This is a genomic window from Brevibacillus formosus, from assembly GCF_003013405.1.
GTDB lineage: Bacteria > Bacillota > Bacilli > Brevibacillales > Brevibacillaceae > Brevibacillus > Brevibacillus formosus.
Genome location: NZ_PXZL01000002.1, coordinates 109,938 through 124,455, shown reverse-complemented (window position 1 = coordinate 124,455; position 14,518 = coordinate 109,938). Strand labels below are relative to the sequence as shown.

General features: G+C 48.0%; 15 protein-coding genes. 9 read left to right on the top strand and 6 right to left on the bottom strand.

What is annotated here, in order from left to right; all coding sequences use genetic code 11:
* Positions 1 to 44: 44 nt before the first annotated feature.
* Together C7R91_RS03900 and C7R91_RS03895 are read right to left on the bottom strand one after the other, a co-directional pair.
* The gene (locus tag C7R91_RS03900; protein ID WP_047073541.1) at positions 45 to 1,187 is read right to left on the bottom strand and encodes a winged helix-turn-helix domain-containing protein; all 1,143 of its coding nucleotides are present in this window, start codon (positions 1,185 to 1,187) and stop codon (positions 45 to 47) included.
* Positions 1,178 to 2,908: a sigma-54 interaction domain-containing protein gene (locus C7R91_RS03895; RefSeq protein ID WP_047073543.1), complete on the bottom strand. Its 1,731-nt coding sequence runs from the start codon at positions 2,906 to 2,908 to the stop codon at positions 1,178 to 1,180. Before C7R91_RS03895 ends, C7R91_RS03900 begins: the two co-directional genes overlap by 10 nt.
* Before the next feature lie 201 nt (positions 2,909 to 3,109).
* On the opposite strand from C7R91_RS03895, the gene C7R91_RS03890 reads away from it, so the two are divergent.
* The 7 genes from C7R91_RS03890 (at position 3,110) to C7R91_RS03860 (ending at position 10,523) form a co-directional block, all read left to right on the top strand.
* Positions 3,110 to 4,030, top strand: a complete 921-nt coding sequence (locus C7R91_RS03890) for a proline dehydrogenase family protein (RefSeq protein WP_047073545.1) — start codon at positions 3,110 to 3,112, stop codon at positions 4,028 to 4,030.
* 74 nt (positions 4,031 to 4,104) lie between these two features.
* A complete protein-coding gene (locus tag C7R91_RS03885) occupies positions 4,105 to 5,034 on the top strand; it encodes a DNA-3-methyladenine glycosylase family protein (RefSeq protein WP_047073547.1) in 930 nt (309 codons plus the stop codon).
* Positions 5,035 to 5,153: 119 nt separating this feature from the next.
* Positions 5,154 to 6,488 carry a branched-chain amino acid transport system II carrier protein gene (gene brnQ, locus C7R91_RS03880; protein WP_047073549.1) on the top strand — a complete coding sequence of 445 codons (1,335 nt, stop codon included), beginning with the start codon at positions 5,154 to 5,156 and terminating at the stop codon, positions 6,486 to 6,488.
* 194 nt (positions 6,489 to 6,682) lie between these two features.
* Positions 6,683 to 7,381, top strand: coding sequence for a response regulator transcription factor (locus C7R91_RS03875; protein WP_047073551.1), 699 nt, complete (start codon positions 6,683 to 6,685; stop codon positions 7,379 to 7,381).
* Positions 7,381 to 8,817 carry a sensor histidine kinase gene (locus C7R91_RS03870; RefSeq protein ID WP_047073553.1) on the top strand — a complete coding sequence of 479 codons (1,437 nt, stop codon included), beginning with the start codon at positions 7,381 to 7,383 and terminating at the stop codon, positions 8,815 to 8,817. The genes C7R91_RS03875 and C7R91_RS03870 overlap by 1 nt, the downstream gene beginning before the upstream one ends.
* A 169-nt stretch (positions 8,818 to 8,986) precedes the next feature.
* Positions 8,987 to 9,358, top strand: a complete 372-nt coding sequence (locus C7R91_RS03865) for a hypothetical protein (RefSeq protein ID WP_047073555.1) — start codon at positions 8,987 to 8,989, stop codon at positions 9,356 to 9,358.
* Between the two features lie 145 nt (positions 9,359 to 9,503).
* Positions 9,504 to 10,523, top strand: coding sequence for a S66 family peptidase (locus C7R91_RS03860; protein ID WP_047073556.1), 1,020 nt, complete (start codon positions 9,504 to 9,506; stop codon positions 10,521 to 10,523).
* 64 nt (positions 10,524 to 10,587) lie between these two features.
* Here the strand turns inward: C7R91_RS03860 and C7R91_RS03855 are convergent, their stop codons facing one another.
* From C7R91_RS03855 to C7R91_RS03845, 3 genes are all read right to left on the bottom strand, one after another.
* Positions 10,588 to 11,547 (bottom strand): DMT family transporter, encoded by a 960-nt coding sequence (locus C7R91_RS03855; RefSeq protein ID WP_047073558.1) that lies wholly within the window; start codon positions 11,545 to 11,547, stop codon positions 10,588 to 10,590.
* Between the two features lie 146 nt (positions 11,548 to 11,693).
* Positions 11,694 to 12,212, bottom strand: coding sequence for a GNAT family N-acetyltransferase (locus C7R91_RS03850; protein ID WP_047073560.1), 519 nt, complete (start codon positions 12,210 to 12,212; stop codon positions 11,694 to 11,696).
* Complete coding sequence (locus tag C7R91_RS03845; protein WP_047073562.1) at positions 12,209 to 12,664, bottom strand: DinB family protein; 456 nt, start codon at positions 12,662 to 12,664, stop codon at positions 12,209 to 12,211. Before C7R91_RS03845 ends, C7R91_RS03850 begins: the two co-directional genes overlap by 4 nt.
* 140 nt (positions 12,665 to 12,804) lie before the next feature.
* Between C7R91_RS03845 and C7R91_RS03840 the strand changes: the two genes are divergently transcribed.
* On the top strand, positions 12,805 to 13,215 hold the full coding sequence (locus C7R91_RS03840) for an acyl-CoA thioesterase (protein ID WP_047073564.1): 411 nt from the start codon (positions 12,805 to 12,807) through the stop codon (positions 13,213 to 13,215).
* A gap of 5 nt (positions 13,216 to 13,220) precedes the next feature.
* Here the strand turns inward: C7R91_RS03840 and C7R91_RS03835 are convergent, their stop codons facing one another.
* On the bottom strand, positions 13,221 to 13,517 hold the full coding sequence (locus C7R91_RS03835; protein WP_047073566.1) for a hypothetical protein: 297 nt from the start codon (positions 13,515 to 13,517) through the stop codon (positions 13,221 to 13,223).
* A gap of 98 nt (positions 13,518 to 13,615) precedes the next feature.
* Between C7R91_RS03835 and C7R91_RS03830 the strand changes: the two genes are divergently transcribed.
* On the top strand, positions 13,616 to 14,320 hold the full coding sequence (locus C7R91_RS03830) for an HAD family hydrolase (protein ID WP_047073567.1): 705 nt from the start codon (positions 13,616 to 13,618) through the stop codon (positions 14,318 to 14,320).
* The last annotated feature ends 198 nt before the right edge of the window (positions 14,321 to 14,518 follow it).

Below are 14,518 nucleotides of genomic sequence, written 5' to 3'. Positions count from 1 at the left end.
TCGATCTGTTAACTCGATGATAAAAGGGATTTGTCAGAGGAATATCAGATAGTTGATGAGATGATGGCACGAATCTTTTTCTGCAAGTAGTCAAACTTGTACTCTTCGGATAATTCCGCCCACATTTTCTGGTATTTGCGCTCCCATTCTGCGTCGTAGCCGAAGTCTTTCAAGAACAACAAGATCATTTGTGCGCCATAAATGAGATGGGGGACGAACTTGGTGCTTCGTAAGACCTCCAGACCTTCATCGACCAAACGGCGCGCCTTGGCAAGCTCCTGTCGATGGTACAGACAAAGACCGCGCGCAATGGTAAAGCTGCCGAGTTCACGCTGCATAGGGAGTTCTTGCAAAATCTCCTCAGAGCGTTGAATGACTTCTTCAGCTTCGTCAACCTCACCCATGAGCAGATACAAGAGGGTTTCTTCCGCTTGAAAAAAGAGTTGAAAGCCGGGCGAATTGACTCGCTCAACAACCTCTCTGGCAGGAAGCAGCTGTTTTTTGGCTCGCTCCCATTCTTTGGCTTGGGCGTAGACACTGATTGCGGTGATCTGCATCTCATCCTGATAATTTTTAGGCATACTTTTCGCATTTTTCAGAGCCCAGTGTAAAATTTCTAATGTTTTTTGCGAGTCAATTTCTGTCATATGGTATAAATGGAACAAATAAAACAGCTTGTCAGAAATGGGGGGAGTTTTATCCTCGACGAACCAGCCGAAATCACCGACAACAAACCGCAAATAGGTAGCATAAAAAGAGTCCATCTGGAAGCCAAGCACTTGCTGATTTGCATAGAGCGTCTGCAAAGCGGCCCCCATCCCCATGCCGTGGTAGGTGGTTAGCATTTTCTTAATGTTCTCGGAGAAATCACTGTTTAATGCGGATGGACTAGGCGATTGCTGCTCTTTTAGCGTAAGCCGATAGCCGACTCCTCTGACCGTATCAATCGTGAGCAGATGAGACCACTTTTGCAGTTTTTTCCGCAAGCGGTAAATGTGATCGTCGACAGTACGGTCAGTAGGCTCTTCCAGCGACCAGACGCGATCTAGCAAATCATTCCTTGAAAAGGCCCGGTTTTTCCACGTGTACAGAAATTGAAACAAGGCGTACTCCTTCGGCAAAAGGACAATGGTTTCCCCAGCATAATGGATTTGATACGTATCATCGGACCATGTTATCAATCCCATTTGAAAGACTCCTCGTTAATATTGAACTTCTTCATTTTATTGTAAAGGGTGCCGCGAGATACGCCGAGCAGCTCGGCTGCTGCTTTTTTGTTGCCGTATGTGCGCTCCAACGCTGCCAGAATACGCTCTTTTTCGTTCGCAGGTGGAGAAGGGTGCGCAATGGATGGACGTAAAATTGACGACGTTGTCGGAGTCGGCGGAGCAAACGTTCCCCCAATCGGCGTCAGCCCAGAGACGTGCGTGGGTTCTGCGTGACTGCGAATGACGGACGGCAGATGCTCAGGCAAAATAACGCCGTTTTCTTGCAGGATCGACAGACGTTCGATGACGTTGCGAAGCTGTCGGATGTTTCCCGGCCAACTGTACTCGAACAACGCTTGCATGACCTCGGGAGAGATGCGTGGTACAGAATGGTCATGGGCGACCGAATACTCATGAATGAAAATTTGCACGAGCTCCGGCAAATCCTCGCGTCGTTCGCGCAGCGGCGGGATTTCCAGAGAAAAGACGTTTAGCCGATAATACAAGTCCTCGCGAAAACGACCGTCTGCAACCATTTGCTCCAGCTGTCTGTTTGTCGCAGCTACAATCCGTGTGTTGACGGTAATCGGCTCTGTTCCGCCTACGCGGTAAAACTGTCGTTCCTGCAAGGCGCGAAGCAGTTTTACCTGCAATTCTAGCGGCAGCTCCCCAATTTCATCGAGGAAAAGTGTCCCGCCATGCGCCAGCTCCAGCTTGCCAGGCTTGCCTTTTTTCTCGGCCCCAGTAAAAGCACCGCCTTGATAGCCAAACAGCTCACTTTCGAACAGCGCGGCAGGAATGGCACCGCAGTTGATCGCGATAAAAGGTTTTTCGTGTCGGCGACTTGCCTGATGAATGGCTTTGGCAAACAGCTCTTTCCCTACGCCGCTTTCTCCATAAATCAGCACAGTCGCATCCGTCTGCGCCACTTTTTTTGCGGAACCAATAGCGGATTGAATCGAGGCCGAATGCCCCTTGATCGCGTAAAAAGGATCATCTGCTGCCTGAAAACGACTCATCTCTTGCTGCAAATTGTGGAGATGGGCCGTCGTATGTGCTAATTCTTCATTGAGACGAACCAGCTCGGTAATATCCTGTTCTATGGAAATCGCGCCGATAATCTCACCCTCGCGGCGAATCGGTGCCGCATTAATGAGTACATGACTATCAGGACGAGGAATGTGATAGACACGTTGAACAGATGTCCCTTGGCGCAGCGCATCGAGCAGGCGAATCGATTCACTCGCGAAGTGCTCATCGAGCGAGGTTCCGACGACTTGCTCGCGATCGATTTCATAAATTGTTTCTGCTGCCCGATTCCAGTGTTGGACGACATTGCGGGAGTCCACGATGGTGACAGCCTCGCTCATCGTGTCCATTAAAGTACTGAGCAGGGCAGACTGGTTTTGGGTCAACACGACAAAGGCAGTCATGAGCTGGTGTGGCTCAACGATTCCCGTCGGAGTCCCTTGTTCATCTACGATGACGATTGTCGGCAGATCGGAAACGGTTGGGCCAGCCAGAATGTCGCTAATGGATTGTTCGAGCGTGGTTGTAGGAGAGACAATGACTACTCTGCCCTTCCGTTCTTTATCAATCCATTCACCTACAGTTTCACCTGCGCGTATTTTGACAATATCAGGTGGAAGCGGAATCGCTAAGGAAGAGAGCGTACTATCCAACGAAAATAACGGTTTCAAATCGTCACCTCTTATCCAAACTAACAGGAAAAGGGATCATCCCTGTTGTACATCTAATCAAAAGTGTACAAGAATAGACACGCAATGTACATATGTGTTGAATATGTCCAATAGACACCACGATAGCGCTTACGAGAACAAGTTGGCACGATTCATGCTTGTTAAAGTGGACAGAGTACGTTGAGGAGGAGACAGTCAACGATGGAACAAGCTATGAAGGATTTCTTTCTATTTTTATCCAAAAACAAAACCTTAAATGCTGCCGCGAAAAAATGGGGTCTGCGCTTTGGAGCGAGCCGCTTTGTATCCGGTCAAACCATTGCGGAGGCAATCAACGCCGTACGCAAGCTGAACCAGCAAGGCCTCGTGTGCACGCTGGATCATCTGGGCGAATTCGTGTTCAGCGTAGAGGAAGCAAACGAGTCTGCTGACTATTGCATCAAAACGCTGGAAGCGATCCACCAATCCGGAGTCGATTGCAATCTTTCATTGAAAATGACTTCGCTTGGTCTGGATATCAGCCGTGAGCTTTGCATGGACAACATGAGACGCATTTTGGATTCGGCTAAGAAAAACGGTAACATTTTCGTTCGTATCGACATGGAGGACTACGCACACAATCAGGTGACCATGGAGATTTTGAACGAATTACTGCAAGAGTACGATAACGTCGGAACGGTTATTCAGGCGTATCTATACAAAGCATCGGACGATATCGACAGCCTGAAAGACAAAAAAGTGAACTTCCGTCTCGTAAAAGGAGCTTACAAGGAGTCTCCTGAAGTCGCTTACCCGAACAAGCCAGATGTAGATGAGAACTACAAAAAAATTATTAAGCAGCATCTGTTGAACGGCGGGTACGCTGCTGTTGCAACACATGATGACAACATTATTGATTTTGTGAAAAAGCTGGAAAAGGAACACAACATCCCGCGTACACAGTTTGAATTCCAAATGTTGTATGGCATTCGCACGCAGTCCCAAATTGACTTGGCTCGTGAAGGCTATAAAATGCGTGTTTATGTACCGTATGGAAACGACTGGTACGGATATTTCATGCGTCGTTTGGCAGAAAGTCCGGCAAACGTAAAATTTGTTCTCAAAGGGATGTTTACGAAATAAGTTTTGCGAAGTATACTTGACACCTTCGGAGATTCTCCGGAGGTTTTTATTTTATCTGGGAAGGTGAGAGTCTTGTGAATTGTTGGATTATTTCGCTTACTCCTCCATATTCTTTTGACCGGTTGCTTCGGCGTCTAGAGACACATCCAGATACGCAGATACGTGTGAATAAAGAAAAAAATAGTCTACAGCGCGTCTTTCGTATCGGCTTACGGCCTGTTCTGGTCCATATGCAATTTATGGGCAGCTTGGAAGAACCCGCATTGCGCTACGAGACACAGTCGACTTTGTCCACGACAGACCAGCAGCTGCTAGAAAAAATGATCCGCCATACTTTTAGTGCCGATTTGGATTTATCCATTATTTATGAGCAGATGAGGGAGGAGAGTGAGCTCGCCATCCTGACCGAGCGGTTTCGCGGACTTCGTCTTACGCTGGATGCTGATTTGTTTCAATGCATGGTCAAGACGATCATCGGGCAGCAGATTAATCTGACCTTTGCAGCCAATTTGACCCAGAGGCTGGTTACACTTGCAGGGGACCCGGTAGAAAACCAAAACGGCGAGGGCCTCATCGCTTTTCCGACGCCTGACGCGGTAGCGAGATTGACCGTGGAGGATTTGCGCTCTCTGCAATTTAGTCAGCGAAAAGCAGAGTATATCATCGATTTCGCCCGTGCCATTGTGAATGAAACGGTAGATTTGGAAAGACTATGGACAATGAAGGATGAGGAAATAATTACTTACCTCACTTCGCTGCGAGGAATCGGACGATGGACAGTAGAGTGCCTGCTCATGTTTGGGATGGGGCGTCCAGACTTGCTGCCTGCTGCTGACATCGGTTTGCGGAATGGAATTATTCACCTATATGGGATGGAAACGAAGCCAAATGAAAACGATATTCGCAAGCTAGGGGAAAAGTGGGCTCCATGGCGCAGTATCTATTGTCTGTACGTATGGGAAGCAGTGGGGGCGATCAAGAGAAAAGAGATATTTGAACTGTAAAAACTTTCATTTTTGACAAAAGTTCAATAATTTTAAAAAAATAAAGCTTGAATAGTGCGTTAATTTTAAGCTATACTAATGAAAATTTTATTTTATTAAATAATATTGAGAGGATTCATATGAAAGAACTTTCCACGAAAGAAACAATTACAATTGGTTTGATGCTGTTTGCCCTATTCTTTGGAGCAGGGAACATGATTTTTCCGCCAGCGCTAGGACAAGCTGCAGGAGATAATGTTTGGATTGCGATGATCGGCTTTTTGATTACCGGTGTAGGTCTGCCTTTACTGGGAATCATTGCGGTAGGCTTGGCTGGCGGTAATTTGCAAACGTTGGCGACAAGAGTCCATCCGATGTTTGCAGTCGTGTTCACCTTTATTGTTTATCTGTCGATCGGGCCATTCATGGCGATTCCCCGGACAGGGACAGTAACCTTTGAGATGGGCGTGTTGCCGTATTTGCCTGAATCCATGAAAGGCAGTTGGGTACCGCTTTTTGTGACCACGATCGTCTATTTTGCCATCACCTTCTGGTTGAGTCTGAACCCGAGCAAGCTGGTGGATCGAATCGGTAAAATCTTGACACCTGCTCTTTTGATCATCATTGGTCTGATGTTTGTCAAATCACTCATTTCTCCTTTGGGTGAGGTGGGACAACCGACAGGCGCCTATCAGGATACAGCATTCTTCAAAGGCTTTGTCGAAGGCTATCTGACACTGGATGCATTAGCTGCGATGGTATTTGGTCTGGTAGTAACAACGGCTGTTCAGGATAGAGGCATCACTGATCGCAAAAAAGTGATGTGGTCCACAATCAAAGCTGCTTTCCTTGCTGCAATTGGACTCGGACTCGTCTATCTTGCCCTCAGCTATTTGGGAGCGACAAGTGTATCGTTTGCGAAATCGGAAAATGGTGGACAAATTTTGACAGGGGTCGTGCATCAACTGTTCGGTCCGTTAGGCTCGCTCTTGTTGGGAGCAGCTGTTACGCTTGCTTGCCTCACCACTTCTGTTGGGCTCGTCACAGCGTGCAGTCAATTTTTCTCGAGTCGTATTCCTGGCATCTCCTACAAGAAAATGGCTGTGATCCTGAGTGTGTTCAGCGCTGCGGTAGCAAACGTAGGCTTGACACAGCTGATCACCTTCTCAGTGCCTGTCTTGATGGCGATTTATCCGCTGGCGATCGTGCTGATGCTGCTGACGTTTTGTGATCGGATGTTTAATGGCCATCGTGCCGTATACGTGGGCGCGATCACGGCAACAGCTGTTATCAGTCTGTTGGATGGAGCTTCCCAGCTTGGATTGTCAATCGACTCGCTGACACCATTCTTGGAACAATTGCCTTTGTACAAAGTAGGAATTGGTTGGCTGGTGCCAGCTTTTGCAGGTGCACTGTTCGGGTTGTTGTGGGCTAGCCTCACACGCAGTGTTCCGGTTGTAAGAGAAACGAAGTAAAGAATGAAGAGCGGGTGGGCTTTAGGTCCACTCGCTTTTTTATTGTCGCAAACCATTTTGTCCTGCTTTTACCAGCTGGATAGGACTTCTACCCGTCCACAATACGGGTGATCTATGTTACCATGGAAAAACGTAAATTGTCTGAACGGCATGTTTCCTTCTATGTCGTTTTGAAAGAAGGGAGGTTATTGGCTATGTCCACGATGAAAGTCTTGGTTGCCGATGACGATCCAAACGTACGCGAAATTATTCGCCTTTATTTTGAAAAACAACAAATCGAGCTCATCGCAGCAACAGATGGACGAGAAGCTCTTGAAATGATGGAAAAGGAACAGCCGGATGTGGTCATTCTCGATGTCATGATGCCGCAGTTGGATGGCTTTGAAGCATGCCGGGAAATCCGCAAGAAGTGGGATACGCCGATTATTATGCTGACGGCAAAGGATGAGGAGTTTGACCGTGTTCTCGGCTTGGAGCTCGGAGCGGATGATTACGTGACGAAGCCGTTTAGTCCACGTGAAATCGTAGCTCGTATCCGCGCGATTATGCGCAGATTGCAGCCAAAGCCAAAAGTAGAAGATGAGGCAGTGGTTCGGACCTTTGTTTTTGAGCAATTGACGATTGATTTGGATAAACGGGAAGTGATCGTTGCCGGGGAAAAAGTGAGCTTTCGCCCGAAGGAGTTTGATCTGCTTGTTCAACTCGTCAAATCGCCGGGAAGTGTATGGTCGCGGGAGCAATTGCTGGAACAAGTGTGGGGCTTTGATTATTTTGGCGATGTTCGAACGATCGATGTTCATATTAAAAAGATCAGACAGCGTTTAGATAAGCTCCCTTATGAATGCATTCAAACGGTTTGGGGGATCGGCTACAAGTTTGGGGTGGATAACTGATGCTAGGCATGTCGAAAAGTATCTACCGCAGACTGCTGGTCAGCTTTTTGGCTACCGTTTTGGTAGGGTTAGGGATTACAGGGATCGTTCTCTCCTTTTTTACGAAAGAGTATATTTACAACGCCAAAGAAGAAGAGCTTTTGCGGATGGCGAAAAAGGTGAATGCCGCTATCCATAACAGCAATGAAGTAAACAAACGGCTCTTGGACAAGCTAGCGATGCTGGACGAGTCATTTGATACCCGCATCTGGTTATTTGATACGGAAGGAAAAATTGTCGCGACCTCGATGAAGGATGAGATGCTTACGGGCAAGTCCGTGGCAGTTTCCATCGCGGATAACGTGCTGAACGGAAAAAGTGCGGTAACCGAGCTGCAAATCGAAGGTCTGGATGATCCGATGTTGTCAGTCTCCGTCCCATGGGGCGAGGGCGAAAACGTCTATGGCGGAATTATTTTGCATGCGCCGATTGAAGGAATTGAGAAAACCTTTGGTCAAATGCGCGAGTCGATTCTATGGGCGACATTGTTTGGGGTGCTTCTTTCGACGATCATGGTTTCGTATTTGTCATGGTCAATCTCCCGCCCATTGCGAACCATTGAGAGAACAGCGGCTGAGATTGGTCGAGGGAATTATGCAGAGCGCGTCCAGGTCGATACGTCTGATGAGATCAGCGACTTGGCGCAAACGATCAATACGATGGCACAGAAGCTGGAGAAGGTAGAGCAGGAGCGTCATCATCTGGAGCAAGTGCGCAATGATTTTTTGGCGAATGTCTCCCATGAATTGCGTACGCCTCTCACTGCGATTCAAGGTTTTCTTGAGGCGTTGCAAGACGGTTTGGTAGAGGAAGAAGAGGCGCGACAGAAGTATTACGCTGTAATGTACACCGAAACGATGCAAGTGAACCGCTTGGTGGATGACCTGATGGACTTGATGAAGCTGGAGAACAACGAAGTAAATCTGGCCAAGTTCCCTGTCGATGTGGCAGATGTCATGAATCGGGTTGCTTTTTCCTTCCATCAAGAAGCAGAGGAAAAAGGGCTTCGCATGAGAAGAGAGGTAGAGGACGAGCTTCCGCGAATTTATGCCGATAAGGACCGGATCGCGCAAATTCTGAAAAATCTGGTGAAGAATGCACTCAAGTTTACGGCAGCAGGTGAAATTCGCATGCGTGCTTCGCTGGAAGAGGAATACGTGCAGATTCAAGTGATCGATACAGGGATGGGAATTGCAGCAGATGACCTGGATCGCATCTGGGAACGTTTTTTCAAAGTGGATCGGGGACGCTCCAAGAACAATAAAGGGACAGGGCTTGGACTCGCCATTGTAAAAGAGCTGGTAGAGCTTCATGATGGCAAATACAGAGTAGAGAGCACGCCTGGGAAGGGCAGTACTTTTACGATATGGCTTCCGAGGATTAAGCCGGAGAACTAAATCATGATCCGATCAAAATGAATCCGATCAAATGATCATGGTCATACTTTTTTCATATTTTGATCATCGTTTTTTCCCACTTTCCTTACAGAATGGTTATCTTTGCCCGTTACGATATAGGTGTGACAGCGAGAAGGTCACGAAGCCAAGGAATGAAAGGGGAATGAACATGAACAAAAAGTGGTTCTCCATTGCCACTGTCGCATTACTCCTGTCTGGCAGCTTGGTTGCCTGCTCTAACACAACAGGAACACCTGAACCGGCGACACAACCAGAGGCCACAACTAGCGAAACCGCTCCGGGCTCCTCTACTTCTGATAGCGGACAATCGACCGATAGCTCGGTTTCGCAAGATCAGTCTACTCCGGATGCCTCAGCGAACAGCTCTGATGCATCGACGGACACTGGTTCGTCTACGGAAGCACCTGCGACAGATGCTAAATCTGATGCAGGTACCAGCACTGGATCTCCTGGTGCTGCTGGAACCGAAAGCAGCGGTTCCACTGGACAGTCTACAACGACTGACGCCAGCAAGAAGTAATCATTCACGAACAGGAAACACGTTCGTTTGAACTCCTCTACTTCCCTCCCGTTTTATATACCTTGATGACGGCTATAGGCCGTCTTTTTTTTATTCTTTTTCATGGTATCATTATCCAAAATCATAAATAGCGGGAGGGAGAAGCATGATCACGTATCCATCGTTGAAATGGGGCGCTACTATAGGAATAACTGCGCCATCATCAGGTGTACCAGAGTATTTGCATGAACTAATCAGGCTGGCATGCAGTCGTATGGAGAGCAGGGGGTATTCCATCGTTTGCAAAGATACAGTCTGGACACAGGAAAAAGCCAAGTCAGCTCCTGCCACAAGCCGCGCAGCCGAATTCAACTCCCTGATGCAAGATGAAAGCGTCGATATTATCATCCCTCCCTGGGGTGGCGAGTTGCTGATTGAGATTTTAGACAAGCTTGATTTTGATGCCATGCAACCAAAATGGGTGTTAGGCTATTCGGATGTGAGTGTGCTGTTGCTTGCGATTACACTAAAAACGGGGATGGCTACGGCTCATGGGACGAATCTGGTAGATTTGCGCGGAGCAGATATGGATGAGACGACGGCCATGTGGGAGACGGTTCTGTCAACGCAAATGGGAGAGTCGGTCTTACAGTACTCTTCCCCGATGTATCAAAAGGAATGGCAGCATACGAATCCTTCGCCGCATATCTTTCACCTGACGGAACCGACTGTATGGAAAACCACAGAGACTATTCCCCACGTAAAGATACAGGGACGGTTACTTGGCGGCTGTATCGATATCATTCGGCATGTGATCGGCACACCGTATGGGGACGTCCAAACGTTTCAAAAAGAACAGATCGGGAACGAAGCGATCATCTGGTATTTGGAAAACTGTGAGCTTTCTACGACTGATCTGCGCAGATCATTGGTACAAATGAAGCTGGCCGGATGGTTCGATCATTGTACGGGAATCATGTTTGGGCGCAGTCCAGCGAATCAGGCTGTCGACGGCTACACTGTGGAAGACGTCTATCAGGAGCTGGCTGCAGAGCTGCAAGTCCCTGTCCTCTACGATGTGGATTGTGGGCATATGCCGCCGCAAATCACGTTTATTAATGGTGCCTTTGCTGAAGTGGAGCTGTCTTTTGGAAAAGGAAGTGTACGGCAACATTTTCGTCCATAGCATAAGAAAACGAGGGCTTCCCAACGATTGGGAAGTCCTCGTAGCATGTAAGCAAACATGATTTTTAACTTTGCTTCTCGTTGTAATGGGAGAGAGGACGCCCCTCCATCGGTTCACGTTTGTTTTTGGCCGATTCACGTGTACGCAGAGTGGACAAGGCGACACCGAGGAAAATAAATGCGCCGCCAGCGAAAAAGCCGACACTCAAATGTTCATGTAGCAACAGCCAGCCTAAAAATGCACCGACAATGGGTTGAACAAAAAAGAACCCGGCCCCACTCCCTGCGGGCATCAGCTCAAAGCCTTTGTTCCACAAATAAAAAGCACCTGCGGTCGAAATCATCCCGATATAGAGGACGCCTATCCAGATGTCCCAACCAAATTGCCAGGAGACAGGCGTGACAGACAGCTCCCAAAACATGAGCGGACTCGTAAAGATGATGCCAAACAATGCTACATAGGTAGTGACGAGCAGGGACGAATAGCGCTGCGTTGCCTTTTTGCTGAGAACGGTATACAATCCCCAGCTAATCGCTGCTACGAACAAAATCAGGTTCCCTGCCAGGGAAGACTGGGCGTCAGCTTGATCTGGAACACCGATGACGATGATGACACCAATCGTCGCTAACAAAATACCCGCTGCCTGCTTTAGATGGATGCGTTCCTTTAATAGCCAGACCGCAAAAATGGCAATAAAGGCTGGCGATGCGGAGGTAATCAATGCACCCATGTGGGCAGTAGACAGCTTGGTACCAAGAAATTGCGCAGCGATGGAGATCGTAACACCGACAAAGGCGATGACCATCAGCAGAGGATAATCCTTTTTTGCGACTCGCTCCTTGCGAGCAACGGTAAATGCCCCCAACACGGCTAAAGCAATGCAAAAGCGCAAAATCAATAGCGTGAACGGCGGAATCACTTCCAACACGACTTTGCTAACGACATAAACACCGCCCCAGATCGCTGCGGCGAGAGTCAGGCAGACAGCCCCTAAAAACGTTTGCTTCCATTGTGATTGTGACATAACGTGTCCCTCCCGGAATCATGAATCAAACATTCGAGCGTTATTCCGTAGCCGGGAGGCAGTAAGAAAACCACTTCCTCACCGACTAGGAGAGGAGGGTGGGCACATCATTTTCAAAAAGGCGACGGTTCATATCTTTCACCTCCTTACTTTGTAGGGGTTAGCCACTTGGCTACCAGCAGCACCGGTTGTGTCAGACGACCGACTGGTGCCTCCACCTGACGATACTGCTCATAGCCAAGCCGTCCCCAGAAAAGAAGAGCGGGTTCATTATGCGCAATGACACCGTGATGAACATGCTGACTGCCATGTTGGATGCAGTAGGCTTCCATGAGTGCCACTGCCTCTTTTCCAAAGCCCTGCTGCTGATAATCGGCATGCAGAAGCAAGAGACTAACCCAGGTTTTTGGATCGTTTTCACTGGAAAGGACGATATGGATCACTCCAATGATCGTGCCCTCGCGAGTAATGGCGAGCCAATGCCCGGAAGGTATACTTATGGTGGCGTCATATTCGGCTTCCAGTTCAGCAAGACTTACTGTGCTCGTGCCGTTTCGAAGCTGATTGTACTTTGGATTACTGTTGTAGGTGGCGAGTAAGTCGGGCAAGTCCTCGCGCAGCAATTCGCGAATGATGAGCCGCGCACCTGTCAGAAAGAGACTCATTGAGGTCCTCCGTATTTGCGGATAAGCCCAATTTGCCCGCCGTGGTAGCCCATATGATAGATCAGCCGACCAAGTGCCTGGCGGGGAGTCAGTGTGGCGATCGGTGCTTCGCAGGGGGTGTCCCACGCGTCTTTTGGCAGGGCAGCCAGAGAATCCAGCAAGTGATGGTAGGCAGCATCTTTGAAAGCAAGCAAGGCAGACAAGTCGGTAAAGTTTCCTTCATCCTTTACAGGTCCAATTGTAGTGAGGGTAATTTCGCAGGGAATTGCTCTGCCGAAAAACATCATACAGAATCGATATTCGACTTCCGCGATGTGATGAATCAAAAATCCGATGGAATTGGAGCCCGGAGCCAGCTTCCAGCCAAGCTCGGCTTCTTCCAAATGGACGAGTGCATCCTGATACCGGGAGCGAGCTGTTTGCAAGGTCGGCAATAGTTCTTGTTCGAACATCCAATCTTCCTTTCTAATGTTTATTTATATTATAGGAAAAAGTTCAGGAAAGAACAGCATGACCATTCGGAATATTTTGAATGAATATTCACTCAGCTGCCTGAATTCGTTATACTAAAGAAAAACGAGGAGTGAGAACGATGGCTCATCGCTATCATCTAACAGTTCGGTCTACTGATATTGATGTAATTGGACATGTGAACAATGCAAAGTATTTAGAGTACATGGAGTGGGCGCGTTTTGAGTGGATATGGGAGCAGGGATTTACGCTGGATGAATTGAGGCGACGGGCTATCATGCCGGTAGTGGTCAATATCAACATTAACTACCGCAAAGAGTTGAAGATGCGCGAAGAGGTAACGGCGATTACTACGGTGGTCAAGGTGGGTGAAAAAAGCTTCGTCATCCGCCAGGAGCTGTACAACGCTTCAGAAGTATTAGTGGCGGACGCCGACGTGACAATGGTCATGATCGATGCGAGTACACGCCAATCTATTTCTTTGCCAGTTGAGTTGAAAGAGGCACTACTTGTGGAATTGCCTAAAAGCTAAAGGCTTCAGGATGATTTGCGAAGGAAATCGAGACGGAAATTATTCCATTCAAGAGCACGCAACGCTAATGTCTCCAAGATTCGTTCATGACGATCCTGCCCTTCCTTTAACTCAGCAACATCTTGCTTCAACATGGCAACATCCTGCTTCAGTTCGGCAACATCGGCTTTTAACTGGTGAACGTCCAAAGTCAAAGCTTCCATCTTGGCATCCAATTCGTCCTGCCGATCCATAAGAGCATGAGCAACCGAACGCAACTCATTCATACCCTCTATCAAAATATCCAGTTTTTCGTTAGACATGTCTCCACCTCCTTTTTCCGTTACAATGATCATAACAAAAGACAGAGTCATATGCACAATGAAAACAGCAAGAAAAAGGAAGGGGAAGCAACTCAGCCATGTCCAAATTTACCACAATCCTATTTGATCTCGATGACACTCTCTTCGATTTTTCAGCTTGCTGGGAGAAAGGGATGCAGCAGACGATTTCGACCCATGCACTGACAGCAGAACTAGACCAAGAGAAATTCCTTGAGGCTCTGCGGCGCCACGGAGATGATTTGTGGGTCGATGTTATTGCCAAACGCTACGATTTTACGCAATACAGAAGGTTGCGTTTTCAGCGAGCCATGGCTGATTGTAACCGACAGATTGAAGCGGGGCAGGTCGACGATTTTCAGCGCGCCTATCAAGCGGCATGTTTGGACGCAATCCAGCCGGATGCCACTGTTCAGTCCACCATTGCGAGGTTGGCAGAAGAGCATACACTGGGGATTGTCACCAACGGTCCTGTCGATATGGCTTTTATCAAGCTGGAGCGGCTGGGATTGTCTGCGCATTTTCCGCGGGAGCGGGTGTTTCTCTCCGAAATCATCGGCCATCATAAGCCTGATCTGCGCATATATGAACATGTTCGTGAAAAACTCGGTGTTGAAAGCAAGCAGGTGTTGTTCGTTGGAGATACGTGGGAGGCAGATGTAGCAGGCGCGATGGACGCAGGCTTCTCAGCAGTCTGGATCAATCCACGAGGGAAGAAACCTACTTCCAAGCATCAGCCGCTCGCTGTCATTGAACGACTCGATCAGCTTCTCGCAATCTTGTAGAATAAAGCAGCCCATTGCCCCATAGCCGCATAACTTGCAGGCTGTTTTCGGTGGCAATCAAGCTGCTTTTTTTGTTCCTAGCGTTTTGCGTACTGTTTTCTCATGAAAAGGATGAGAGAAACGATAATCATCCCAATTAAAATTCCGATAGTTACTGGTGTAAGACTATCTCCCCAAAAGATTCTATACAGCAAAACC